This window comes from Streptomyces sp. V4I8 (assembly GCF_041261225.1).
In the GTDB taxonomy this organism is placed as follows: domain Bacteria; phylum Actinomycetota; class Actinomycetes; order Streptomycetales; family Streptomycetaceae; genus Streptomyces.
The window spans coordinates 4,107,013-4,131,914 of sequence record NZ_JBGCCN010000001.1 but is presented as its reverse complement, the minus strand read 5'-3'; the positions used below and the strand labels follow the sequence as shown (position 1 = coordinate 4,131,914).

Below are 24,902 nucleotides of genomic sequence, written 5' to 3'. Positions count from 1 at the left end.
GGCACCGACGAGACCGCGGTGCTTCCGTCGGTCGGGAGGACCGACGGCTGGTCGGCCTTCGACCGGCCGTCGGCCCTAAGAGGCGAGGGCGGGTTCCCCGCGCCCGGCGAGACGCGTACGGCTTCCGCGGGCAACGCTTCCGCCGGTGAGGCTTACGGCGGTACCGCTTACGCCCGTAACGCCCCCGCCCCTCAGGCTCCCGCTGTCCGCGACCCGTGGAGCGAGCCCGAGGAGCCGGAGGGAACCGTGCGGCCCGGCGCGACCCACGATCCGCACGAGGTCACCGTCCAACTCGACGGCATAGGCGTCCAGCTCGACAACATCCTGCGCGCCGCCAAGGACGCCCCCGGCGGCGAGGGCTCCGACGGGCCGGTGTTCGTCGACGAGTCCGGCCGCCGCAGCCGCCGCTTCCGCCGGATCGGCATGGCGGTCGGCCTGGCCTGCGCGGTCTACGCCGTGGTCATCGTCGCCACGCTGCTGTCCGGCAACTCCGACGCGCCCTGGCTGCCCGTGGAAGGCCCCAAGGAACAGCCGGCCGGGCAGGTCGACACCTCGCCGCTGCCCGCGGAGTCGGCGCCGGCGTCCTCCGGCACCGGCAGCGTCTCGCCGGGGACCTCCCCGACGGCCGACGCCGGCACGACCCCGTCCCCGGACGCCGACGCCACCGCGCCCGGCGCGTCGGCCGGCGCCGAGGATCTGGGCACGTCCGCCGACCCCGAGCCGAGCGCCACGAAGCCCACCACGAACCCGGACACGGATCCCACCCCGGACCCCGATCCGACCGTCGAGCCCACCGCGCCCGACCCGGACCCGACCCCGACGGACGGCGGCGGCCCCACCGAGGAGCCGACCGACACCCCGACCATCGACGAACCCGGCACCGGCACGGTCGCCGACGGTCCCAGCGACCCGTCGCCCATCGCGCAGGAGCCGGGCGACACCACCGCCCCCGCCACCGCCCCGTCCCCGGAGTACACCCTCTGATGGCCTCCCGCACCCGCCGTCACGGGCCGCCCGCGAAGGGAGCCCCTGGCGGCTCCCGGCGCCGCCGCGTGCCCATGCGCCTGTTGTTGCCCTGTCTCGTGCTCGTCGCGTTGATGGCGATGTTGATGCTGCGGGGGTACGTCCACAGCGAGATCCTGGCCGATCACCGCGTCCGTCCCGCCGCCGCCACCGACAAGGTGCCGGAGGAGATCCTGGGCGGCGGCCCCGTCATCGACACCCGCAGCGGCCGCACCGAGAGCCTGAACCTCCAGGACCACCGGCTCGTCCTCACCTTCGACGACGGCCCGGACCCGACCTGGACCCCGAAGGTCCTGGACGTGCTCAAGAAGCACGACGCGCACGCGGTCTTCTTCGTCACCGGCACCATGACCTCGCGCTATCCGGACCTGGTCCGGCGCATGGTCGAGGAGGGCCACGAGGTCGGCCTGCACACCTTCAACCACCCCGACCTCTCCTACCAGTCGCAGAAGCGCATCGACTGGGAGCTGTCCCAGAACCAGCTGGCGATCAGCGGTGCGGCCGGCATCCGTACGTCCTTGTTCCGGCCGCCGTACTCCTCCTTCGCCGACGCCATGGACAACCAGTCCTGGCCGGTGACCGAGTACATCGGCAAGCGCGGCTACATCACCGTCGTCAACAACACCGACAGCGAGGACTGGCGCAAGCCCGGCGTCGACGAGATCATCCGCCGGGCCACCCCCAAGGGCGGCAAGGGCGCGATCGTCCTGATGCACGACTCCGGCGGCGACCGGCACCAGACCGTCGAGGCGCTGGACCGGTTCCTCCCGGACTTGCAGGCCAAGGGCTACGAGTTCGACAACCTCACCGAGGCGCTCGACGCGCCCAGCGCGCACACCCAGGTCACCGGCCTCGACCAGTGGAAGGGCAAGGCCTGGGTCTTCCTGGTCCAGGCGTCGGACAACATCACCGGCGTCCTGGTGGTGGGCCTCGCGGTGATCGGCTTCCTGGTCATCAGCCGCTTCGTGCTGATGCTGCTGCTGTCGGGCATCCACGCGCGCAGGGTGCGGCGCCGAGGCTTCCGCTGGGGCCCGCCGGTCACCGAACCGGTGTCGGTGCTGGTCCCGGCGTACAACGAGGCCAAGTGCATCGAGAACACCGTCCGTTCGCTGATGGCGAGCGAGCACCCGATCGAGATCATCGTCGTCGACGACGGGTCGAGCGACGGCACGGCACGGATCGTCGAGGCGATGGGCCTGCCGAACGTCCGCGTCGTCCGCCAGCTCAACGCGGGCAAGCCCGCGGCGCTCAACCGCGGCCTGGCGAACGCCCGTTACGACCTGATCGTGATGATGGACGGCGACACCGTCTTCGAGCCGGCCACGGTCCGTGAGCTGGTCCAGCCCTTCGGCGACCCGCGCGTGGGCGCGGTCGCGGGCAACGCGAAGGTCGGCTACCGGGACTCGCTGATCGGCGCCTGGCAGCACATCGAGTACGTGATGGGCTTCAACCTCGACCGCCGGATGTACGACATGCTGCGCTGCATGCCGACCATCCCGGGCGCGGTCGGAGCATTCCGCAGGTCCGCCCTGGAACGGGTCGGCGGCATGAGCGACGACACTCTCGCCGAGGACACCGACATCACCATGGCGATGCACCGGGACGGCTGGCGGGTCGTCTACGCCGAGAACGCCCGCGCGTGGACCGAGGCCCCGGAGTCGGTCCAGCAGCTGTGGTCCCAGCGCTACCGCTGGTCGTACGGCACGATGCAGGCCATCTGGAAGCACCGCAGGGCACTGGTGGAGCGGGGCCCGTCGGGCCGCTTCGGCCGGGTCGGCCTGCCGCTGGTGTCGCTGTTCATGGTCCTGGCGCCCCTGCTGGCCCCCCTGATCGACGTGTTCCTGCTGTACGGCCTGGTCTTCGGCCCGACGCAGAAGACGATCGGCGCCTGGCTGGGCGTCCTGGCCATCCAGGTGGTCTGCGCCGCCTACGCCTTCCGCCTGGACAAGGAACGCATGACCCATCTGATCTCGCTCCCGCTCCAGCAGATCCTCTACCGCCAGCTCATGTACGTCGTCCTGCTCCAGTCCTGGATCACGGCCCTCACCGGCGGCCGCCTGCGCTGGCAGAAGCTGCGCCGCACGGGTGTCGTCGAGGCGCCCGGCGGGCCCGTACCGCGCCAGCGGGCGGCGGGCACGCGCGACGGTGACCGGAGGCCGGTCGGATGACACACGGATATCAGCCGACGGGTCCGGTCGGGGGCACGGAGGACGGGCCCGCGGAGACCGCGTGGCGGGCGCAGTCGGCGCCGCCGTACGCCGTCCCGCAGCAGCGCACGACCGAGCCGGAGCCGGCTCTCGCGACCGCCGAACGCGCCGCCGAACCAGTTGCCGCCGAACCCGCCGTGGCCGCGCCCAAGAAGCCGGGCCGGGACCGTTACCTGGACCTGCTCCGCTCCCTGGCCCTGGTCCGCGTGGTCGTCTACCACCTCTTCGGCTGGGCCTGGCTGACGGTGCTGTTCCCGTCCATGGGCGTGATGTTCGCGCTGGCCGGCTCGCTGATGGCCCGCTCCCTGAACCGCCCGGCGTGGGGCGTGATCAAGGGGCGCGTCCGTCGACTTCTGCCTCCCCTGTGGGTGTTCAGCGCGGTGGTGCTGGCGCTGATGTTCGGGGGCGGCTGGAACCCGGCGAAGGACCCGGACCACGGCGGCGCATGGGCCCTGGTCGAGCTGGTCAACTACGTCGTCCCGATCGGCGCACCGCCCTTCCCCTGGCACATCGGCTCCCAGTCGGGCCTGCTGGAGGACACCTGGGCGGTCCAGGCGGCGGGCGTGCTGTGGTACCTCCGGGCCTACCTGTGGTTCGTGGTGGCGTCCCCCCTGCTGCTGTGGGCGTTCCGCAGGGCGCCGTGGCCGACGCTGCTGGCCCCTCTGGGACTGACGGCGGTGGTCGGCACGGGACTTGTCTCGATCCCCGGCGAGACGGGCAACGCGGTCACGGACTTCGCCGTCTACGGCAGCTGCTGGGTCCTGGGCTTCGCCCACCACGAGGGCCTGCTGGCGAAGATCCCGCGCTATGTGGCCGTCTCCGGCGCGTCGCTCGTGATGGCCTTCGGACTGTGGTGGGCCTCGGGCCACCTGGGCCCGGACGGCTGGGACCTCAACGACATCCCGCTGGCCCAGGCCACCTGGTCCTTCGGTTTCGTCGTGATCCTGCTCCAGTACTCCCCGTCGTGGCAGGAACTGCCGGGCCGGCTTGCCAAGTGGGACAAGCTGGTGACGCTGTCCAACAACCGCGCGGTCACGATCTACCTCTGGCACAACCTGCTGATCATGGCCACCGTCCCGATCCTCGACCAGCTCTACCAACTCCCCTTCATGGAGAACGAACGAGCGACGGCGGCGCTCGACTCGACCTACATGATCTGGATGTTCTTCCTGGTGTGGCCGTTGATCGGGCTGGCGATCGTCGCCGTGGGCTGGATCGAGGACATCGCCGCGAAGCGAAGCCCCCGGCTGTGGCCGAACGGGGCCAGGAAGCCGAACGGGACCAGGAAAGGGACGCGTCACAGGGCCCGGTGAAAAGTTCCACCAAGATCCTGTGAACCCCACCGGCCGAGGTCCCGACTGTCAGACCCCCGTGGAACACTGATCGCGTTGCGGAAGTGAACGGGGCGGCCCATGTGGCCGGACGGGCCCGGGCGGCCGGTGGGGAGCAGGTACTGATGAGCAAGCGGCAGGTGCAGAAGATGCTGCGGCTGATGGCGAGCGGGGAGCCGGTCGAGCTCACCAGCCCCCTGGCCTCGGTGAAGAAGCTCGCCAAGCTCGCCTTCATCGCCCAGCAGTTCGGGTACGAGTACATGGACGTCCGGCAGAGCGGCAGTCGCAACAACGCGCTCGTCATGCTGATCGCGCCCGACCCGAGCCCCCAGGCCCGCGCCCGCGCCGCGCAGAACTGGGCGCAGTATCCGAACGTCGGCGACGGGGTCTCCGTACCGCCCCTGATCCCCGACGCCTTCGAACTGCTCAAGGCCCGCATCAACTTCGACCTCACCGGCAAGAACGCCGAGAAGCGGATGGGCTACGCGGCCATCGGCCTCACCGTCGGCGCGGTGATCCTCGGGCTGCGGCTCGGCGCGGACGGCTCCGCCTGGATCGCCGCGTTCCTCACCTGGGCTTTCTTCATGGCGATCGTCGGCATCGGCTTCGCCGTGACCCGCAAGCGCAACGCCAGGTTCGCGGCCCGCCTCCAGGCCGCCGGGTTCATGCCGATCACCGACCAGGCAGGGCGGGTGCGCTATCTGCCGCCCGGCGCGCAGATACCGGGGCAGATCCCCGGCGGGCAGAACCCCTTCGCCGCCGGGCCCTACGGCAACCAGCCCCCGGCCGCCCCCGCCGGCTACGGCCGGCAGACCCCCGCCCCGTACGCCGCCCCTGCCCCGGCCCCGGGCCCCTACGGCGCTCCCCAGGCCCCGGGTCCGTACGGCGCCCCGCAGCAGCAGCCTTACGGGCAACCGCAGCAGCAGCCACAACAGCCGCAGCAGCCGTACGGCCAGCCGCAGCCGCCGTACGGGCACCAGCCACCGCCGCAGTCGTACGGCCAGCCGCAGCCCTATCCCCAGCAGAACCCCCACTGGCAGCCCCCACAGCCCCCGCAGCGCTGACGCCCCCCACGCAGCCGCCGCCTACCGCCGCCTATATAGGGCTCGTGTTTGTAGCGAATGGTGATCTTGGGGTGGCGGGCTCTACGCCGCGGCTGCTTCCCAGGCGCGGATGACCGCGGCGATTTCATCGGGACCGGGTTGACCTGCAGGGTTGTGAATATGGCGGGCGGCGATGATCGTCCGGCGAAGCTTGATCACCATGTCGCTGAACGCCGGGGTCGCCTTCGTCGCGTACCAGGGCTGTCGTGCGCGCCGGTCGGCGATGTCGGCGGGGTGGTGCCCGTGGGCGGCGTACCAGAGGACGACGATGGTGTAGACGGCCAGGCCGAAGGGGACGGTGCGCTCCACCGCGCGCCGGGTGCGGTTGCGGGCCTGGCCGACGCCGAGATCCTGGCGCATGTGCTCGAAGATCGATTCGATCGGCCAGCGCGTGCCGTACCGTTCAATGAGGTCGTCGGCGGGACTGACCAGGTCGGTGCTGATCAGAGCGAGGTCGTACGGGCGGGTCGAGTTCAGGTCGCGGATCAGGACGAGGCGGACCGGGAGGTCCTTGAAGGCTCCGTACCACAGGCATTCCCTCTCGGTGATCCACACGAACTCCATGCGCCCGTAACGCTCCACGACGGCAAGGCGCCATGTCGCCGTCTGGGCAATCGCGGTCAGTGAGCCCAGCGCCCTGCCCTTCTTGCGGGGCCGTCCCCGCTTGTTGGTCTTGGGCGGGGTCGGCGCGGACAGGGCGGCGTTGCGCGGGAGTCGGGTGGTGAAGGTGACCGACGGGGGCAGGTCGGCGACCTTGCCGGAGTGGTAGGCAGCGTCGCCGGTGACGTGGAGAGTGCGGCCGGGGAAGAGCGCGGCCAGGTCGTGGACCATCTCCAGGGCCAGGTCGGTGCGGGAGGCGGTGGCCTTGCCCCGCCACAGCCGGGCGGCCACCGGCACAGCGACCGGCTTGGCGAGGAAGGGCAGGCGGACCACGACCGCGCAGATGACCCAGGTGTTGCCGAACCCGAGCTTGTCCTTGCCCCGCCCGGAGCCGTCATGCGCCCACAGCGCCCCGAAGACCTTCCTGCCGACCCGGTGCAGCAGGGTGTCGTCGACGACAGCCAGGATCGGCGCGTCCGCTGGGAGCAGGGCTTCGACCACGGCTCGGGCCAGGCGCAGGCCGAGCTGGTCGGGATCCCACGAGGCCTCAGAGAAGAAGGCGTGGGCCCTGCGGTGCGGCCACAGCCGCGACAGTCCCGCCCCCGTCAGCATCCCGGTGACCGTACGCCGCCCCGTCTGCGCGGCCATCCCGGCCACCAGATGGCAGAACGTCTCGAACGAATGCTTCGTGAAACACGGACGAGTGACCTGCAGAACAAGCAGCAACGACGCCGGTAACGTCATCCCCGGAACCATCAGCGGCAACTTCCTCGCTTCGAGGCGGTTGGATCAACACCGCTGATGGTTCTTCACGTTCAGCCTGACGTTCCGCAAGCCACTCAGCGGGCTCACCCGAACAGGGAAGCCACTATCTGTTCAAGATCACGATTCTCCGCAAAGTCGAGATAGGGGAACGGCCAACAAAACCTCTCATCCGCCCTCCCCGCAGGGTGAGAGCAAAGTTCCTTTCCGGTCACCCGGTGCCACAGCGCGGAAACGAGCCTTCCCTACCTTCGGGGTCAGCCACTCGAAGTGCGACCGAGCCCCGAAGTACCGTGGAGGCGTCATGACAGCCCCTAGCACAGCCCCCGCTGCGAGCCGGGGAGGCCGCTGGATCGATCACTGGGACCCCGAGGACGAGACGTTCTGGAACCAGACCGGCGAGAAGATCGCCAAGCGGAACCTCTTCTTCTCCGTCCTCTCCGAGCACATCGGCTTCTCGATCTGGACCCTGTGGTCCGTGATGGTGCTCTTCATGGGGCCGGAGTACGGGCTCACCCCCGCCGACAAGTTCACCATCGTCTCGATGGCCACGCTGGTCGGCGCCATCGTCCGCGTGCCGTACACCTTCGCCGTCGCCATCTTCGGTGGCCGGATGTGGACGGTCGTCTCGGCGACCCTGCTGCTCGTGCCCACCGTCGCCGCCTTCGCCGTAATGGAGCCGGGGACGTCGTTCACCACGTTCCTGCTGTGCGCGATGCTGGCCGGTGTCGGTGGCGGAAACTTCGCCTCCAGCATGACCAACATCAACGCCTTCTTCCCCCTCCGCAAGAAGGGGTGGGCACTCGGCCTGAACGCCGGCGGCGGCAACATCGGTGTGCCGGTCGTGCAGCTCGTCGGTCTCGCGGTCATCGGCGCCAGCGGGGGCCCGCGCCTCCTGCTCGGGATCTACATCCCGTTCATCGTGATCGCCGCCGTCCTCGCGTGGTTCAAGATGGACAGCATCTCGTCGGTGAAGAACGACACCGGTGCCGCCAAGGACGCTGTGAAGGAGGCCCACACCTGGATCATGTCCTTCCTCTACATCGGCACCTTCGGCTCCTTCATCGGTTACAGCTTCGCCTTCGGTCTCGTCCTGCAGACCCAGTTCGGCCGTACGCCGCTCCAGTCCGCCTACGTCACCTTCATCGGCCCGCTGCTCGGCTCCCTGATCCGCCCCGTGGGTGGCTGGCTCGCCGACCGGTACGGCGGCGCGAAGATCACGCTGTGGAACTACGTCGCCATGGCCGCCGCGACCTCGGTCATCATCGTGGCCTCGATGCAGAAGTCGCTGCCGCTGTTCACCACCGCGTTCATCGCCCTGTTCGTCCTGTCCGGCCTCGGCAACGGCTCGACGTTCAAGATGATCCCCGGCATCTTCCACAACAAGGCCCTCGCCAAGGGGCTCACCGGTGAGGAGGCCGCGGCCTACGGCCGCCGCCTGTCCGGCGCCTCCATGGGCCTCATCGGCGCGGTGGGCGCGCTCGGCGGACTCGGCATCAACCTCGCCTTCCGCCAGTCCTTCCTCACCGTGGGCTCCGGCACCGGCGCCTTCGTCGCCTTCCTCGCCTTCTACGGCCTCTGCTTCGCGGTCACCTGGGCCGTATACCTTCGCCGCCCGGCCGCCTCAGAGACGCACGCCACAGCGACCTCGGAGGCAAAGCCGCAGCTCAGCTACGCGGAGGTATGACGTAACACTGCTGACATCAAGTCGAACCGAGCCTGTCACGCACCGTTGACAGGCTCGCTCGGCATGCAGGTGTAACCACCAAGGGTGCGATCAGGAGAGCCGCTTTCCGGCCGCCCCCGGTGCGAAGCACCTGGCGCAGGCACCACAACTCGAGTGCGGGACGAGAGTTATGTACGACGAACAGCAGCAACCCGACCATGGGCCCCTCGCGGGGTTCACCGTGGGCGTCACCGCCGCGCGCCGGGCCGATGAGCTCGGGGCGTTGCTCCAGCGGCGCGGCGCCGCCGTGCTGCACGCCCCTGCCCTGCGCATCGTGCCGCTCGCCGACGACAGCGAACTGCTCGCCGCCACCAAGGAGATCATCCAGCGCACGCCCGACGTCGTGGTCGCCACGACCGCGATCGGCTTCCGGGGCTGGATCGAGGCCGCCGACGGGTGGGGGCTGGGCGAGGACCTGCTGGCACGGCTGCGTGGGGTCGAGCTCCTCGCGCGCGGGCCGAAGGTGAAGGGCGCGGTCCGGGCCGCCGGGCTGACCGAGGAGTGGTCGCCGTCCAGCGAGTCCATGGCCGAGGTGCTGGACCGGCTCCTGGAGGAGGGCGTCGACGGGCGCCGTATCGCCATCCAGCTGCACGGTGAGCCGCTACCCGGGTTCGTGGAGGCGCTGCGGGCCGGGGGAGCGGAGGTGCTCGGGGTGCCGGTCTACCGGTGGCTGCCGCCGGAGGACATCGGTCCGGTCGACCGCCTGCTGGACGCGGCGGTCTCCCGCGGCGTGGACGCCGTGACCTTCACGAGCGCTCCCGCCGCCGCTTCCCTGCTGTCGCGGGCCGAGGAACGCGGGCTGCTGCCGGAGCTGCTCGCCGCCTTCAACCACGACGTCCTCCCGGCCTGTGTCGGCCCGGTCACCGCGCTGCCCCTGCAGGCGCACGGCATCGACACCGTCCAGCCCGAACGCTTCCGCCTCGGCCCGCTGGTCCAGCTCCTCTGCCAGGAACTTCCGAGCCGGGCCCGCTCCCTGCCGATCGCCGGCCACCAGGTGGAGATCCGCGGCCACGCGGTGCTGGTCGGCGGGGCGCTGCGGCCGGTGCCGCCGGCGGGGATGTCCCTGCTGCGGGCCCTGGCGCGACGGCCGGGCTGGGTGGTGTCGCGTGCGGAGCTGCTGCGCGCGCTGCCGGGGGCGGGGCGTGACGAGCATGCCGTGGAGACGGCGATGGCGAGGCTCCGGACGGCTCTGGGGGCGCCGAAGCTGATCCAGACCGTGGTGAAGCGGGGGTACCGGCTGGCGCTGGATCCGGCTGCCGACGCGAAGTACGCGGACGCGTGAGCTTTTCTCGCCCTGCCAGGGGGCTCCACCCCCTGGACCCCCGCTCCTCAAACGCCGGAGTGGCTGGAGTGAGCTGATCGGCCGTACAACACCAACCCCCGCCCCAAGCACCCCACCGCCACCGTCGCCAGTGCGGCCCGTACGCGGCCGGCGCCGCCCATACTCCCCCGGACCCGTGGCCCGCCCGAACCTTGCCGTCACGCGCAGCCCCATAATCGGTCGTCCAGCGCCAACCGCCGGTACGAGGGGTTCCGGCTCCGCCGGTGGGCAGGCACTGTTAGAGGGAACGGTTCCCCCAGCTCTCCTCTCCGCATCTCACCGACCCCTCCTGACCGGGGTGACTCCTAGGCGGTGACAGGCACATGGCACTGGGTACGGCCACGGGCGCGTACGAACTGCGCTTCGGCGCCGGGCGGATCTCTCTGGATCTCCTCGCGACCACGCACCCCGAGGAACGGTTCGACTCCGTCGAGGTGTTGCGCGCCTGGATCGTCGGGGCCGGCCTCGCGCCGCCGGGCACACCGCTGGGCCACGCGGACGAGGCCTGGCTCGTCGGGTTCCGTGAACTGCGCGGCCGTATCGGACAGTTGGTGCGCGGCGGACTCGTCCCCGAGCCCTGGCCGTCGTACGACATCGCGCTCGCCCGGGTGAACGACATCGCCCGCGCGGCGCCGCCCGCCCCCCGTGCCGTACGCGGGGAAGACGGCACCCTCGTCCGGCAGTTGGATCATCCGCCCGAGTGTGCCGCGCTGCTCGGCGCGCTCGCGCGGGACGTCCTGGAGTTGCTCACCGATCCGGTCGCGCGGGCCGGGCTGAGGGAGTGCGAGGGGGACAACTGCCCGATCGTTTATCTCGATTCGTCCCGGGGGCGCAGGAGGCGCTGGTGCTCCAGTGAGGTCTGCGGGAACCGGGAAAGGGTGGCCCGGCACCGTCGTCGCGCGGCCCTCGCCCGCGCCTGACAGTCCGTTATGCGGCTTCTGTGGAACGGCTGTCGAAGTGATTTCGATTACATGCCGTTTACCTACGCACCCGTAGGGAAGCTCACCTTCGATCTTGCCGACGTGACGGAAATGTAAAGATCGCACGGTGGGAATGTGCTGCCATGTCCCGCTCGTCACGTCACTCCGAAGAAAACTGTCGCCTCACTTTGAACACTCAACGGGCCGCTTCCGTACGGGTGGTCGAGCGACCGACTGGGGGAACCCCCGGACATCGGAGGTGGGCGTGCGCAAGGATTCCGTCGTGGCCAATGAACGTGGATCGAGGGCCCGACATCGCATGTCCCAGCCCTCGGAACCTGATGAGGAGCTGATGCGTGCGCTGTACCGAGAGCACGCCGGACCCCTCCTTGCGTATGTCCTTCGACTGGTCGCCGGTGATCGGCAACGAGCAGAGGACGTCGTGCAGGAGACGCTCATCCGTGCCTGGAAGAACGCCGGACAGCTCAATCGAGCGACCGGATCGGTACGCCCCTGGCTGGTGACGGTCGCCCGGCGCATCGTCATCGACGGCCACCGCAGCCGGCAGGCCCGGCCGCAGGAGGTCGATCCGTCGCCGCTGGAGGTCATCCCCGCGGAGGACGAGATCGACAAGGCGCTGTGGCTGATGACGCTGTCGGACGCACTCGACGACCTGACCCCCGCCCACCGGGAGGTCCTGGTCGAGACGTACTTCAAGGGGCGTACGGTCAACGAGGCGGCCGAGACGCTGGGCATACCCAGCGGCACCGTTCGCTCAAGGGTTTTCTATGCCCTGCGGTCGATGAAGCTGGCTCTGGAGGAGCGGGGGGTGACGGCGTGATGAGTGTTTACGGGGGAAACCAGGGATTCGGGATGGGCGGTTCGGGTATGTCTGGTCCCATGCAGGGACATCCTGCCCCGAGCGAGCACGAGACCGTCGGCGCCTACGCCCTCGGGATCCTCGACGACGCCGAGGCAACCGCTTTCGAGGCCCACCTCGCGACCTGCGAATGGTGCGCCCAGCAGCTGGACGAGCTCGCCGGAATGGAGCCGATGCTCGCCGCCCTCGCGGACCTGCCCGGTGCCGGAACGCCCGCGATCGGTGACTCCCTGTCCGCGAAGCCCAGCCCGCGTCTGGTGAACAAGCTCGTCGACGAGGTCGCCGAGCGCCGTGCCCAGAAGCGCCGGCGCAGCTTCTACATGGTCGCCGCGGCGGCCGCGCTGATCGTCGGCGGTCCGTTCGTGGCCGTGGCGACCAACGGCGGCGACGGCAGCGGTGGCAGCGAGGGGAACCGGACCGTGGCGGCGGCCAACCCCGCCAAGGACCTGTTCACCAGCATCGGGAACAAGGTCTCGGGGAGCGACTCCACGACCGGTGCCAGTGCGACCGTCGCCATGTCGGAGAAGCTCTGGGGCACCGAGACGGCCCTCGAACTCAAGGGCGTCAAGGGTCCGCTCAAGTGTTCCCTGATCTTCGTCAGCAAGGACGGCGAGCGCGAGACGGCCGCCTCCTGGTCCGTCCCGAAGTGGGGCTACGGCATCCCGGACGCCAAGACCGAGCAGGCCAGGAACCCGCTCTACGTCAGCGGCGGCGTCTCCATGGCCCCCGACGATGTCGATCACGTCGAGGTCATGGACTTCGACGGAAAGAAGATCGTCGAGGTCGACGTGTAGTCGCCGTAGCGATTCCGGGTCTCCTTCGCGTACGGTTGACGGCTGCCCAGCACGTCAGAAGGGGGCCCGGTGGCCGCTCAGGCTCCACAGGAAACCGCGCTCGAAGACTCCTCGAGAGACCGCGAGATCGGCGTCGAACAGGAACACCTGGACCGGGTGTACCAACGGCTCGAGGAGAAGATCCACGAGGCGGAGTTCCTCATGAACGACGCGGCCAAGCGCGGCCAGGTCGGCACGCCCGGCGCACTCGCCGAGCGGGACGCGCAGGTCTTCCGGGCGGGTGTCCACCTCAACCGGCTCAACAACGAGTTCGAGGACTTCCTCTTCGGCCGCATCGACCTGCTGCCCGGTAAGGACGGAAAGAAGGGACCCGACGGCGCGTACACCGCCGTCGAGCCCGCCGAGGGCGCGGTCCGGGAGGACAACACCGCCGACATCGCGGAGACCCTGCACATCGGCCGCATCGGTGTGCTCGACCAGGACTACTCCCCGCTCGTCATCGACTGGCGGGCCCCGGCCGCGGCGCCCTTCTACCGCTCCACCCCGGTCGATCCGGGGCGGGTCGTACGGCGCCGGGTCATCCGCTCCAAGGGCCGTCGGGTGCTGAGCGTCGAGGACGACCTGATGCGCCCCGAACTCAGGGCCTTCCTCGGCGGCCACGAGCTGCCCGTCATCGGTGACGGCGCCCTCATGGCCGCCCTCGGCCAGGCCCGCAGCCACACCATGCGGGACATCGTGGCCTCCATCCAGGCCGAGCAGGACCTGGTCATCCGCGCCCCCGCCGCCTCCGTGACCTACGTCGAGGGCGGCCCCGGCACCGGCAAGACGGCCGTGGCCCTGCACCGCGCCGCCTACCTGCTCTACCAGGACCGCCGCCGGTACGCGGGCGGCATCCTGATCGTCTCCCCGACCCCCCTGCTCGTCGCGTACACCGAGGGCGTGCTCCCGTCGCTGGGCGAGGAGGGCCAGGTCGCCATCCGCGCGATCGGCTCACTCGTAGACGGCGCCGAGGCCACGCTGTACGACTCCCCGTCCACGGCCCGCGCCAAGGGCTCGTACCGCATGCTCAAGGTGCTGCGGAAGGCCGCGCGGGGCACGCTGGAGCTGGGGCAGGCAGGCGGGACCGTGCCCGGCCGGCCCGCCGTCGGAGCCGTGGGGACGAACCGCACGGGGCAGCTCGCCTTCGGCGACGACGCCGATGCCGACGCGCCCGCGCGGACCCCCGCCGGACCCCCCGACCGGCTGCGGGTGGTCGCCTTCGGGCGCCGGCTGGAGCTGGAGGCCGACGCGCTGGAACGTATCCGCCGGACCGCCCTCGGCGGCACGGCCCCCGTGAACCTGCTGCGCCCGCGCGCCCGCAAGCTGCTGCTCGACGCCCTGTGGGCGCAGTCCGGCGGCGCCACCCGCCACAGCGACCCGGAGCTCGCCGCCGAGCTGCGCTCCTCCTTCGACGAGGACGTCAGCACCGAGGACAGCTTCATCTCCTTCGTCGACGCCTGGTGGCCGGAGCTGACCCCGGGGAACGTCCTGGCGGCGATGGCCGACGAGCGCCGCCTCGGCCGCTGGGCCCGCCGGGTCCTCAACCCCGGCGAGGTGCGCAAGGTCGCCCGCTCCCTCAAGCGGGACGGGTACTCCGTGCACGACATCGCCATGCTCGACGAGCTCCAGGCGATCCTCGGCACCCCGGCCCGCCCCAGGAAGAAGCGTGAGCTGGACCCCCTGGACCAGCTCACCGGCCTGGAGGAGCTGATGCCGGTCCGCGAGGAGTCGCAGCGCGAGCGCGCCGAACGGCTCGCGGCCGAGCGCGTCGAGTACGCGCACGTCATCGTCGACGAGGCCCAGGACGTCACGCCGATGCAGTGGCGGATGCTCGGGCGCAGGGGCCGCCACGCGACCTGGACGGTCGTCGGCGACCCGGCCCAGTCCTCTTGGTCCGACGTCGACGAGGCGGCAGAGGCCAGGGACGAGGCACTGGGCACCCGCCCGCGCCGCCGCTTCCAGCTCACCGTGAACTACCGCAACCCGGCCGAGATCGCCCAGCTGGCGGCGAGGGTGCTGGCCCTGGCCATGCCGGGCTCCACCTCGCCGTCGGCCGTCCGCTCCACGGGCGTCGAGCCACGTTTTGTGACAACGAACAATGGACGCGGCACGGTCATACGGGACTCCCTCGCACAGACCGTCCGCGAGGAAGCCGCGCGCCTGCTCGACCGTGTCGACGGCACGGTCGGCGTCGTCGTCGCCATGCAGCGGCGCGAGGAGGCGGCCAAGTGGCTCGCCGGGCTCGGCGACCGGGTCGTGGCACTCGGCAGCCTGGAGGCGAAGGGGCTGGAGTACGACGCGACGGTCGTCGTCTCCCCGGCGGAGATCGCGGACGAGTCGCCGGCCGGACTGCGCGTGCTGTACGTCGCGCTGACCCGGGCCACCCAGCAGCTGACGGTGGTGTCGGGGGAGCGCGACGAGCCGGACGCGTCGGGGGTGCCGGACCTGCTCAGGGATTGATCCGCGTGAACCACCGCATGAACCACCGGCAGGGGAATGGCCTTACGGGATCTGTTTGTTAGCCTGGGTGTGGCACCGGCTCGATCCAAGCCCCCGGGCCCAACCTTCGTCGCTACGAGCGACCACTTGCCGCGAGGCGAGCATGGCGGGCCGGTGTCATGAACGAAGAGAAGGGACCCACGTCACCATGTGACGTGGGTCCCTTCTCATGCGAAGACGTGGCGAACAATACGTTCGCAATTCAAGCTCGGCTAACTCCTACTCGGCGGTAGGTGCGACGATCGGACGGCATCCAGCGTCACAGGTGAAAGCAGAGGAAGTCGGCCATGGCAACGGCGCCCAGCGTCTCCTACTCGATGACGGTCCGGCTGGAGGTGCCCGCGAGCGGAACCGCGGTCTCCCAGCTCACCGGAGCCGTCGAGTCCCACGGAGGCTCGGTCACCGGCCTCGACGTCACCGCCTCCGGGCACGAGAAGCTCCGCATCGACGTCACCATCGCGGCCACCTCGACCGCGCACGCCGACGAGATCGTCGAGCAGCTCCGCCACATCGAGGGCGTCACGCTCGGCAAGGTCTCCGACCGTACGTTCCTGATGCACCTCGGCGGCAAGATCGAGATGGCGTCCAAGCATCCCATCCGCAACCGTGACGACCTCTCGATGATCTACACGCCCGGCGTGGCCCGCGTCTGCATGGCGATCGCCGAGAACCCCGAGGACGCCCGCCGTCTGACCATCAAGCGCAACTCCGTTGCGGTTGTGACGGACGGTTCGGCGGTGCTGGGCCTCGGCAACATCGGCCCGAAGGCCGCGCTGCCCGTCATGGAGGGCAAGGCGGCCCTCTTCAAGCGGTTCGCCGGTATCGACGCCTGGCCGATCTGCCTGGACACCCAGGACACCGACGCGATCGTCGAGATCGTCAAGGCGATCGCCCCCGGGTTCGCCGGCATCAACCTCGAGGACATCTCCGCGCCCCGCTGCTTCGAGATCGAGGCGCGGCTGCGCGAGGCCCTCGACATCCCCGTCTTCCACGACGACCAGCACGGCACGGCGATCGTCGTCCTGGCGGCCCTCACCAACGCACTTCGCGTGGCGGGCAAGGCGATTGAGAACATCCGCGTGGTCATGTCCGGCGCCGGCGCGGCCGGTACGGCCATCCTCAAGCTGCTGCTCGCGGCGGGCGTGAAGAACGCCGTCGTCGCCGACATCCACGGTGTCGTGCACGCGGGCCGCGAGGACCTCCGGGACGCCCCGGCGGACTCGCCGCTGCGCTGGATCGCCGACAACACCAACCCCGAGGGCCTCACCGGAACCCTGAAGGAGGCCGTGCGCGGCGCGGACGTCTTCATCGGCGTCTCCGCCCCGAACGTCCTCGACGGCGACGACGTGGCCGCCATGGCCGACGACGCGATCGTGTTCGCGCTCGCGAACCCGGATCCCGAGGTCGACCCGGCAATCGCCCGTCAGACGGCCGCAGTTGTGGCCACGGGCCGCTCCGACTTCCCGAACCAGATCAACAACGTGCTGGTCTTCCCGGGTGTCTTCCGCGGTCTGCTGGACGCGCAGTCCCGCACGGTCAACACGGAGATGATGCTCGCGGCCGCGAAGGCCCTCGCGGACGTCGTCACCGAGGACGAGCTGAACCCGAACTACATCATCCCGAGCGTCTTCAACGACAAGGTCGCGGGCGCGGTCGCCGGTGCGGTGCGGGAGGCCGCGAAGGCCGTCACCGCCGTGGGCTCGGACGAGTAACCAATTCGGTAGGGATGCCTCACAGCCCCGCGAAGTGTGCGTGGGCTGTGAGGATCGCCACGGCAAGCCCTTGTACCGGCGCGTCGTGGAACCAAGGGCCTTCGGACGCCGTTTATCGTGACGGCCAAGCTCAGGCCCTCTCTTCGTGTGACTCCCAAGGGTGTTCTCACGACTCCTCCGGGCGCCGGATTGGCTTTCCCGCCGCAGGTAGGGGCAGGATGCGTCTCTGGGCGCGAGGGTCTGACGACGGACCCGGGTCCCGGGTCTCACCGAGGACCCTGGCAGCATCGACATCGCTGTGCCCGACATGCGGCCCCGCCGCGTGGCACGCCTCAAGGCAAATGAACACGGGAGTAACAACATGAACCGCAGTGAGCTGGTGGCCGCGCTGGCCGACCGCGCCGAGGTGACCCGCAAGGACGCCGACGCCGTGCTGGCCGCGTTCGCCGAGACCGTCGGCGAGGTTGTCGCCAAGGGCGACGAGAAGGTCACCATCCCTGGCTTCCTGACCTTCGAGCGCACCCACCGTGCCGCTCGCACCGCCCGCAACCCGCAGACCGGCGACCCGATCCAGATCCCGGCCGGCTACAGCGTGAAGGTCTCCGCGGGCAGCAAGCTCAAGGAAGCCGCCAAGGGCAAGTAAGCGCTCCGCTTCGAGCGCCGGGTAACTGCGGGCCGTATCTCGGCTGTCGGGACGTCCGTGGCTGGTCGCGCCCGCGCGGCGGTAGCCGCACGTAGATATGGTCCCGCGCCCCTTCGGGGCGCTCAGCACAACGCCGATGGGGCGGTCACCCGAGTCCGGGTGACCGCCCCATCGGCGTACGGATGTCAGCCGAGTGCCTTGCCCGGCAGCTCGACCTTGGCCCCGAGTTCCACGAGCTTCTCCATGAAGTTCTCGTAGCCCCGGTTGATGAGGTCGATGCCGTGGACCCGGGACGTGCCCTGGGCCGCCAGGGCCGCGATGAGGTAGGAGAAGCCGCCGCGGAGGTCGGGGATGACCAGATCGGCGCCCTGGAGCTTGGTGGGGCCCGAGACGACCGCGGAGTGCAGGAAGTTGCGCTGGCCGAAGCGGCAGTCGGAGCCGCCGAGGCACTCGCGGTAGAGCTGGATGTGGGCGCCCATCTGGTTCAGGGCGGAGGTGAAGCCGAGGCGGGACTCGTAGACCGTCTCGTGGATGATGGACAGCCCCGTCGCCTGCGTGAGGGCCACCACCAGCGGCTGCTGCCAGTCCGTCTGGAAGCCCGGGTGCACGTCCGTTTCGAGCGCGATGGACTTCAACTGGCCACCGGGGTGCCAGAACCGGATGCCCTCGTCGTCGATCTCGAAGGCGCCGCCCACCTTCCGGTAGGTGTTGAGGAACGTCATCATCGAGCGCTGCTGGGCGCCACGGACGTAGATGTTGCCCTCGGTCGCGAGCGCCGCGGACGCCCAGGAGGCGGCCTCCAGGCGGTCCGGGAGGGCGCGGTGGGTGTAGCCGCCGAGGCTGTCCACACCGGTGATGCGGATGGTGCGGTCGGTGTCCACGCCGATGATGGCGCCCATCTTCTGCAGGACGCAGATGAGGTCCTCGATCTCCGGCTCCACGGCCGCGTTCGAGAGCTCGGTGACACCTTCGGCGAGGACGGCCGTCAGCAGGACCTGCTCGGTCGCGCCCACGGACGGGTACGGCAGCCGGATCTTCGTGCCACGCAGCCGCTGCGGAGCCTCCAGGTACTGCCCGTCGGCCCGCTTCTCGATCGTCGCGCCGAACTGCCGCAGCACCTCGAAGTGGAAGTCGATGGGCCGGCCGCCGATGTCGCAGCCGCCGAGGCCCGGGATGAAGGCGTGCCCGAGGCGGTGCAGCAGCGGACCGCACAGCAGGATCGGGATACGGCTGGAACCCGCGTGGGCATCGATGTCAGCGACGTTCGCGCTCTCCACGTGGGACGGGTCCATCACCAACTCGCCCGGTTCCTCACCCGGACGGACCGTCACCCCGTGCAGCTGGAGCAGACCGCGTACGACCCGCACATCACGGATGTCCGGCACGTTGCGCAGTCGACTCGGCGCGCTGCCCAGCAGGGCAGCCACCATGGCCTTCGGTACGAGGTTCTTCGCACCGCGGACACGGATCTCGCCCTCCAGCGGGGTTCCGCCGTGGACAAGCAGGACATCGTCGTTGACGGTCATGTATCTCGCGTTCCGATGAGTTGGGCAGGGGCCAGGAGGGAAAGGGTAATCGCCGTCGCCCCCCCTTCAGTAAGCCCGAGGACGACTCAGGAACGTCATAGCTCTGTCACAACACGAACGGTTCCCCGCCGGGCACAAGCGGTCACCGTCCCGGCCGTGCGCCCGCCGACGCTTCTTTCCGCCCTGAGCTGCATTCACTCCCGAACCGGCATTGCCTCCCCACATGAAGGGAAGATGCGGGATCATGTCTGGCATGACCGAGGTGTCCTCGCTCACAGGGCGGTTGCTCGTGGCAACGCCCGCCCTGGCGGACCCGAACTTCGACCGCGCGGTGGTGCTCCTTCTCGACCACGACGAGGAGGGCTCCCTCGGTGTCGTCCTCAACCGTCCGACCCCCGTGGACGTGGGCGACATCCTGGAGGACTGGGCGGACCTCGCCGGCGAACCCGGTGTCGTCTTCCAGGGCGGCCCGGTGTCCCTGGACTCGGCGCTCGGCGTCGCCGTCATCCCCGGCGACGCGAACGGCGAGAGCGCCCCGCTGGGCTGGCGCAGGGTGCACGGCGCGATCGGGCTGGTGGACCTGGAGGCACCGCCGGAACTGCTCGCCTCGGCCGTCGGCAGCCTGAGAATCTTCGCCGGATACGCCGGCTGGGGACCGGGCCAGCTGGAGGACGAGCTGGTGGAGGGCGCCTGGTACGTCGTCGAGTCGGAGCCCGGAGACGTGTCCTCGCCGTCGCCGGAAAGACTCTGGCGCGAGGTCCTGCGCCGGCAGCGCAACGAGCTCGCGATGGTGGCCACGTACCCCGACGACCCTTCGCTCAACTGATGCGTGTGAGCTTCAGCGGGGTTCTTGGATTGTGGGATCCGGCAGGATTTCCGTGTTCGAATGCGCACGCCCAGAGGGGCCGCGTAGCGTCGCGGATGTGAAGCTGGTGGTGCAGGTGAAGCTGCTGCCGACGTCCGTGCAGGCGGCGGCACTTGAGGCGACCCTGCGCGCGTGCAATGAGTCCGCCACCTGGGCCAGCGGCGTGGCCTTCGAAAAAACGTGAAGAAGAACTTCGCGCTGCGCGAGCACACCTACGGTGAAATCAAGGCACGAAGGCGGCTGGGTGCCCAGGCCGCCCAGCACGTGATCAAGAAGACGTGCACGCGTACGCGACCTTGAAGGCCAACCTGAGGGCCGGAAACCTGGGCAAGCCCGACTCCAAGCGGTACCGGAGAGCTACCGGGAAGCCGATCACCTTCCGCCCCGAGGGCGCGCAGCCCTACGACGACCGGATGCTGTCCTGGCAGATCGACGAGCGCCGAGTGTCGATCTGGACTGTTTCGGGGCGAGTGAAGGATGTGGCGTTCACCGCATCCCCGGAACAGCTGGCCACTCTGGCCCTGTACCGCAAAGGCGAGTCCGATCTGCTGTGCCGGGACGGCATGTGGTTCCTGCTGGCCACCTGCGAGATCCCCGAGGCCGCGCCGAACACGGATCCGGTGGACTTCCTCGGGATCGACCTGGGCGTCGTCAACATCGCGACCACCAGTGACGGCGAGATCATGGCTGGGCGGGAGATCAACCGCGTCCGGTCACGCGAGCGCGGGCTGCGGGCCAAGCTGCAGAAGAAGAACACTCCGTCCGCCAAACGTCGGCTGAAGGAGCGGCGCCGTAAGGAGGCGCGGCGAGCCAGAGACATCAATCACAAGATCGCGAAGCATGTGGTGGCCGAGGCAGAACGCACCGGTCGCGGAATTGCCCTGGAAGACCTGACGGGCATCCGCGAGCGGGTACGGCTTCGCAAGCCCCGACGGGCCACCCACTCCAGCTGGTCGTTCGCCCAGCTCGGAAGCTTTATCGCGGATAAGGCCCGCCGGGCAGGAGTGCCTGTCGTGTATGTCGATCCGGCGTACACGTCCCGCACCTGCGCAGAGTGCGGGCACGTCGACAAGGCGAACCGGGTCAGTCAGGCCTGGTTCGTGTGCCGGTCCTGCGGATTCGTTGATCACGCGGACCGGAATGGCTCCCGCAACATCCGCGCCAGAGCGTGGGAGTTGTGGCGACGCGGGCCAGGTCAACGGCCCTTGCCCCATGCCAGCATTAGCGGAGTGGGACTGGACGCAAACGCAGCATCACTGCCAGTGATGCCCGTTGTGCGAGCCCGTCGCTTTAGCGACGGGCGGTTGACTACTCTTGGCGGTATGAGCACTCTCGAGCCCGAGCGCGGGACTGGTACGGGGACCCTCGTCGAGCCCACGCCGCAGACTTCCCACGGCGACGGCGATCACGAGCGCTTCGCCCACTACGTCCAGAAGGACAAGATCATGGCGAGCGCCCTCGACGGCACCCCCGTCGTGGCGCTCTGCGGCAAGGTCTGGGTGCCCGGCCGCGACCCGAAGAAGTACCCGGTGTGCCCCATGTGCAAGGAGATCTACGAGTCCATGGGCGCCGGCGGCGACGACAAGGGCAAGGGCGGCGACAAGAAGTAGCCCTCCCCTCGGCCTGAGGTTCGCAAGGCCCCCGGGGTGCGTTTCGGCGCACCGCGGGGGCCTTTGCGTGTCACGAAGTGGTTGAGACCTCTTGTGGCCATGTTCATGTAGTCCCTAGGCTCCGATGCGTTGTGCAGAGCGAAACCGTCATTGCATATGTTGCAACGCACGCCCGGAGGACCGCTCCATGAAGCTCGCCCCCAGACTCGCCGTACTGCTCACCGCCCTGGCCGTCACCGCCTGTGCCCCGCAGACCTCCACCAACTCCTCCTCCGACAAGGACGACAGGACCGGCACCCTGCGGGTCTGGCTCTTCCAGGAAGTCGGCAACAAGCCGAAGGAGAAGGTCGTCGACTCCGTCGTCGCCGCCTTCGAGAAGGCCCACGACGGCACGAAGGTCGACGTCGAGTACATCCCGGTCGAGACCCGCGCCCAGCGCGTCAAGGCCGCCTTCAACGACCCGAAGTCCGCCCCCGACGTCGTGGAGTACGGCAACACCGACACCGCCGGATATGTGAAGGACGGCGGACTCCTCGACGTCACGAAGGAGTTCGGCGACTGGGCGGAGGCGAAGGACACCGACCCCACCGCCGAGCAGTCCGTCACCGTGGACGGCAAGGTCTACGGCGCCCCCTTCTACGTCGGCGTCCGCGCCCTGTACTACCGCACGGACGTCTTCGAGGAACTCGGCCTCGAAGTGCCGAAGACCATGGCCGAGTTGGCCACCACGGCCCGCAAGATCCGCGCCGCGAAGCCCGAGCTGTACGGCCTGGTCGTCGGCGGCGCCTACACGTACGGCGCGATGCCCTTCGTCTGGGCCAACGGCGGCGAACTCGCCACCGGCGAGGGCGACTCGTACACCTCCGCCATCGACAGCGCGGCCGCCCAGAAGGGCATCAAGGCGTACACGTCCCTCTTCAGCGACGACAACTGTCCCGCCGCCAAGTGCGCCGGCATGGGCGGCAACGACACGATCACCGCGTTCGCGGCCGGCAAGGCGGGCATGGCGATCGGCGGCGACTTCAGCCACACCGCCGTGGAGGCCGGGAAGGTCAAGGGCAAGTACGCGGTCGTGCCGCTGCCGGGGGTGAAGGCCGGGTCCGTGGCGCCGGCGTTCGCCGGGGGCAACAACATCGGAGTCCTGAAGAGCACCTCGCATCGGACGCTGGCGGTCGAGTTGATGGAGCAGCTTGCCTCCAAGGACACTCAGGCGTCGATGTTCGAGGCGATGGGGTTCCTGCCGACGTTCTCCGACGTGCGGCAGCAGGTCGCGGCCGAGGAGCCGTATGTGAAGCCCTTCGCGGAGACGCTGGCTGCGGGGACCAAGTTCGTGCCCGCCTCGCCCGCGTGGGCGCAGATCGACTCTTCGCTGGTGTTGCCGACGATGTTCCAGGAGGTCATCAGCGGTAAGAAGGATGTGGCGGGGGCCGCGGGGGAGGCGGCGAAGAAGATGGACGAGGCGTTTGGCTCCGCCGGATGACGCCGGCTGCGCCCAGTGGCTCGGGGGTTCTGGAGCGTCGGCGGGTGCGGGTGCATCGTGGTTTCTCGCGCCCACGCGGCGGTAGCCGCAAATTCAACACAGCCCCGCGCCTCTACCGGCGTCCCCGTGGGCGGAGTAGTCAGAAGGCACCCTGGCTCTATCTCGCTCCCGCCCTCGTCGTTCTCGGCGGGCTGCTCGTCTATCCCGTCTACCAGCTCGGGCTGATCTCGTTCTTCCAGTACACCCAGGCCCAGGTCAGCGGCGGCGAACCAACCACCTTCGAGGGGTTCGGGAACTACACCGAACTGTTCTCGGACGCGCAGTTCTGGCAGGTGCTTCTCGCGACCGTGCTGTTCGCGGCAGCGTGTGTCGTCTCGACGCTGGCCGTCGGGTGTGCGCTCGCCGTGCTGCTCACGCGCGTGCGGGCCGTGCCACGGCTGGCGTTGATGCTGGCGGCGCTGGGGGCGTGGGCGACGCCCGCCATCACCGGTTCGACGGTGTGGCTGTTTCTCTTCGACCCGGACTTCGGGCCGGTGAACCGCCTCCTGGGGCTCGGTGACCACTCCTGGACGTACGGACGGTTCAGTGCCTTCTTCCTCGTCCTGCTCGAAGTGGTCTGGTGCTCCTTCCCCTTCGTGATGGTGACGGTGTACGCCGGTATCCGTGCCGTTCCGGCCGAGGTGCTGGAGGCCGCCGCGCTGGACGGTGCCTCGCAGTGGCGGATCTGGCGGTCGGTGCTGGCGCCGATGCTGCGGCCGATCCTGGTGGTCGTCACCATCCAGTCGGTCATCTGGGACTTCAAGGTCTTCACCCAGATCTACGTCATGACGAACGGCGGCGGCATCGCCGGCCAGAACCTCGTCCTGAACGTGTACGCCTATCAAAAGGCCTTCGCGTCCTCGCAGTACAGCCTGGGCTCGGCGATCGGCGTCGTGATGCTGCTGATCCTGCTGGCGGTGACGCTGGTGTATCTGCGGTTGCTGCGCAGGCAGGGGGAGGAGCTGTGAGGTCCGTGAGATCCGTGATGTCCGTACGGCGTCCCTGGCGGCTGCTCGCGGAGGTGTCCGCGCTGCTGATCGCCGTCGTGGTGGCCTTTCCGCTGTACTGGATGGTGCTCAGCGCCTTCAAACCGGCCGGGGAGATCGAGTCGAGCGAGCCGCGGCCCTGGACGTGGGCCCCCTCCCTGGATTCCTTCCGGCGGGTCTTCGAGCAGAACGAATTCGGCCGCTACTTCCTCAACAGCCTTGTCGTCGCGTGCACGGTCGTGATCGTCTCGGCGTTGATCGCCTTTCTCGCGGCGACCGCGGTGACACGATTCCGCTTCCGCTTCCGGACCACCTTGCTGATCATGTTTCTGGTGGCCCAGATGGTGCCGGTGGAGGCCCTGACGATCCCTCTGTTCTTCCTCATGCGGGACTTCGGCCAGCTGAACACGCTCGGCTCGCTGATCCTGCCGCACATCGCCTTCTCGCTGCCGTTCGCGATCTGGATGCTGCGGGGGTTTGTGAAGGCGGTTCCGGAGGCCTTGGAGGAGGCCGCGTACATGGACGGCGCGAGCCGGTCGCGATTCCTCTGGCAGATCCTTTTCCCGCTGGTCTTCCCGGGGCTCGTGGCCACGAGCGTGTTTTCCTTCATCTCGGCCTGGAACGACTTCCTGTTCGCCAAGTCCTTCATCATCAGCGACACCTCGCAGTCAACCCTGCCGATGGCCCTGCTCGTCTTCTACAAACCGGACGAGCCGGACTGGGGCGGCGTGATGGCGGCGTCCACGGTGATGACGATTCCGGTGCTGATCTTCTTCGTGCTCGTGCAGCGACGGCTGGTGTCGGGGCTGGGCGGCGCGGTCAAGGACTGAAAGGCT

Annotated in this window: 20 protein-coding genes and 1 pseudogene; 19 read left to right on the top strand and 2 right to left on the bottom strand. The window is 69.5% G+C overall.

The features are described from left to right. Positions 1 to 18: 18 nt before the first annotated feature. From ABIE67_RS18805 to ABIE67_RS18790, 4 genes are all read left to right on the top strand, one after another. Positions 19 to 984: a hypothetical protein gene (locus ABIE67_RS18805; RefSeq protein WP_370258909.1), complete on the top strand. Its 966-nt coding sequence runs from the start codon at positions 19 to 21 to the stop codon at positions 982 to 984. After that, on the top strand, positions 984 to 3,191 hold the full coding sequence (locus ABIE67_RS18800; protein WP_370258907.1) for a glycosyltransferase: 2,208 nt from the start codon (positions 984 to 986) through the stop codon (positions 3,189 to 3,191). Before ABIE67_RS18805 ends, ABIE67_RS18800 begins: the two co-directional genes overlap by 1 nt. Continuing rightward, positions 3,188 to 4,543 carry an acyltransferase gene (locus ABIE67_RS18795; protein WP_370258905.1) on the top strand — a complete coding sequence of 452 codons (1,356 nt, stop codon included), beginning with the start codon at positions 3,188 to 3,190 and terminating at the stop codon, positions 4,541 to 4,543. Before ABIE67_RS18800 ends, ABIE67_RS18795 begins: the two co-directional genes overlap by 4 nt. Positions 4,544 to 4,686: 143 nt before the next feature. After that, on the top strand, positions 4,687 to 5,625 hold the full coding sequence (locus ABIE67_RS18790) for a hypothetical protein (protein WP_370258903.1): 939 nt from the start codon (positions 4,687 to 4,689) through the stop codon (positions 5,623 to 5,625). An 81-nt stretch (positions 5,626 to 5,706) separates the two neighbouring features. Here the strand turns inward: ABIE67_RS18790 and ABIE67_RS18785 are convergent, their stop codons facing one another. Then, a complete protein-coding gene (locus ABIE67_RS18785; RefSeq protein WP_370251558.1) occupies positions 5,707 to 7,008 on the bottom strand; it encodes a transposase in 1,302 nt (433 codons plus the stop codon). 322 nt (positions 7,009 to 7,330) lie between these two features. Here ABIE67_RS18785 and ABIE67_RS18780 point away from each other — a divergent pair, with 322 nt between their 5' ends. The 8 genes from ABIE67_RS18780 (at position 7,331) to ABIE67_RS18745 (ending at position 17,560) form a co-directional block, all read left to right on the top strand. Then, complete coding sequence (locus ABIE67_RS18780) at positions 7,331 to 8,713, top strand: nitrate/nitrite transporter (protein WP_370258901.1); 1,383 nt, start codon at positions 7,331 to 7,333, stop codon at positions 8,711 to 8,713. A 169-nt stretch (positions 8,714 to 8,882) separates the two neighbouring features. Beyond that, complete coding sequence (locus tag ABIE67_RS18775; RefSeq protein ID WP_370258899.1) at positions 8,883 to 10,034, top strand: uroporphyrinogen-III synthase; 1,152 nt, start codon at positions 8,883 to 8,885, stop codon at positions 10,032 to 10,034. Positions 10,035 to 10,396: 362 nt separating this feature from the next. After that, a complete protein-coding gene (locus ABIE67_RS18770; RefSeq protein ID WP_370258896.1) occupies positions 10,397 to 10,993 on the top strand; it encodes an ABATE domain-containing protein in 597 nt (198 codons plus the stop codon). A gap of 319 nt (positions 10,994 to 11,312) precedes the next feature. Next, positions 11,313 to 11,834 (top strand): sigma-70 family RNA polymerase sigma factor, encoded by a 522-nt coding sequence (locus ABIE67_RS18765; RefSeq protein WP_010039908.1) that lies wholly within the window; start codon positions 11,313 to 11,315, stop codon positions 11,832 to 11,834. Further along, the gene (locus ABIE67_RS18760) at positions 11,834 to 12,667 is read left to right on the top strand and encodes an anti-sigma factor (RefSeq protein ID WP_370258889.1); all 834 of its coding nucleotides are present in this window, start codon (positions 11,834 to 11,836) and stop codon (positions 12,665 to 12,667) included. Before ABIE67_RS18765 ends, ABIE67_RS18760 begins: the two co-directional genes overlap by 1 nt. 69 nt (positions 12,668 to 12,736) lie before the next feature. Then, positions 12,737 to 15,166: a UvrD-helicase domain-containing protein gene (locus ABIE67_RS18755; RefSeq protein ID WP_370258886.1), complete on the top strand. Its 2,430-nt coding sequence runs from the start codon at positions 12,737 to 12,739 to the stop codon at positions 15,164 to 15,166. Between the two features lie 326 nt (positions 15,167 to 15,492). Continuing rightward, entirely contained in the window at positions 15,493 to 16,917 is a 1,425-nt protein-coding gene (locus tag ABIE67_RS18750) for an NAD-dependent malic enzyme (RefSeq protein ID WP_370258882.1), read from the top strand. Positions 16,918 to 17,278: 361 nt separating this feature from the next. Next, positions 17,279 to 17,560, top strand: a complete 282-nt coding sequence (locus ABIE67_RS18745; RefSeq protein WP_007498188.1) for an HU family DNA-binding protein — start codon at positions 17,279 to 17,281, stop codon at positions 17,558 to 17,560. Positions 17,561 to 17,745: 185 nt separating this feature from the next. Here the strand turns inward: ABIE67_RS18745 and murA are convergent, their stop codons facing one another. Continuing rightward, positions 17,746 to 19,086 (bottom strand): UDP-N-acetylglucosamine 1-carboxyvinyltransferase, encoded by a 1,341-nt coding sequence (murA, locus tag ABIE67_RS18740; RefSeq protein WP_062720985.1) that lies wholly within the window; start codon positions 19,084 to 19,086, stop codon positions 17,746 to 17,748. Between the two features lie 253 nt (positions 19,087 to 19,339). On the opposite strand from murA, the gene ABIE67_RS18735 reads away from it, so the two are divergent. From ABIE67_RS18735 to ABIE67_RS18705, 7 genes and pseudogenes are all read left to right on the top strand, one after another. Next, entirely contained in the window at positions 19,340 to 19,912 is a 573-nt protein-coding gene (locus ABIE67_RS18735; protein ID WP_370258875.1) for a YqgE/AlgH family protein, read from the top strand. Between the two features lie 97 nt (positions 19,913 to 20,009). Further along, complete coding sequence (locus ABIE67_RS18730) at positions 20,010 to 20,135, top strand: hypothetical protein (RefSeq protein WP_370258871.1); 126 nt, start codon at positions 20,010 to 20,012, stop codon at positions 20,133 to 20,135. Between the two features lie 229 nt (positions 20,136 to 20,364). Continuing rightward, positions 20,365 to 21,057 (top strand): annotated as a pseudogene (locus tag ABIE67_RS18725) (RNA-guided endonuclease InsQ/TnpB family protein); the annotation flags it as partial. Between the two features lie 216 nt (positions 21,058 to 21,273). Further along, complete coding sequence (locus ABIE67_RS18720; RefSeq protein ID WP_030054422.1) at positions 21,274 to 21,561, top strand: DUF3039 domain-containing protein; 288 nt, start codon at positions 21,274 to 21,276, stop codon at positions 21,559 to 21,561. Between the two features lie 187 nt (positions 21,562 to 21,748). Continuing rightward, entirely contained in the window at positions 21,749 to 23,041 is a 1,293-nt protein-coding gene (locus tag ABIE67_RS18715; protein ID WP_370258869.1) for an extracellular solute-binding protein, read from the top strand. Beyond that, positions 23,038 to 24,048: a carbohydrate ABC transporter permease gene (locus ABIE67_RS18710; RefSeq protein ID WP_370258865.1), complete on the top strand. Its 1,011-nt coding sequence runs from the start codon at positions 23,038 to 23,040 to the stop codon at positions 24,046 to 24,048. The genes ABIE67_RS18715 and ABIE67_RS18710 overlap by 4 nt, the downstream gene beginning before the upstream one ends. Positions 24,049 to 24,065: 17 nt before the next feature. Continuing rightward, entirely contained in the window at positions 24,066 to 24,896 is an 831-nt protein-coding gene (locus ABIE67_RS18705) for a carbohydrate ABC transporter permease (protein ID WP_370268713.1), read from the top strand. Positions 24,897 to 24,902: the final 6 nt, after the last annotated feature.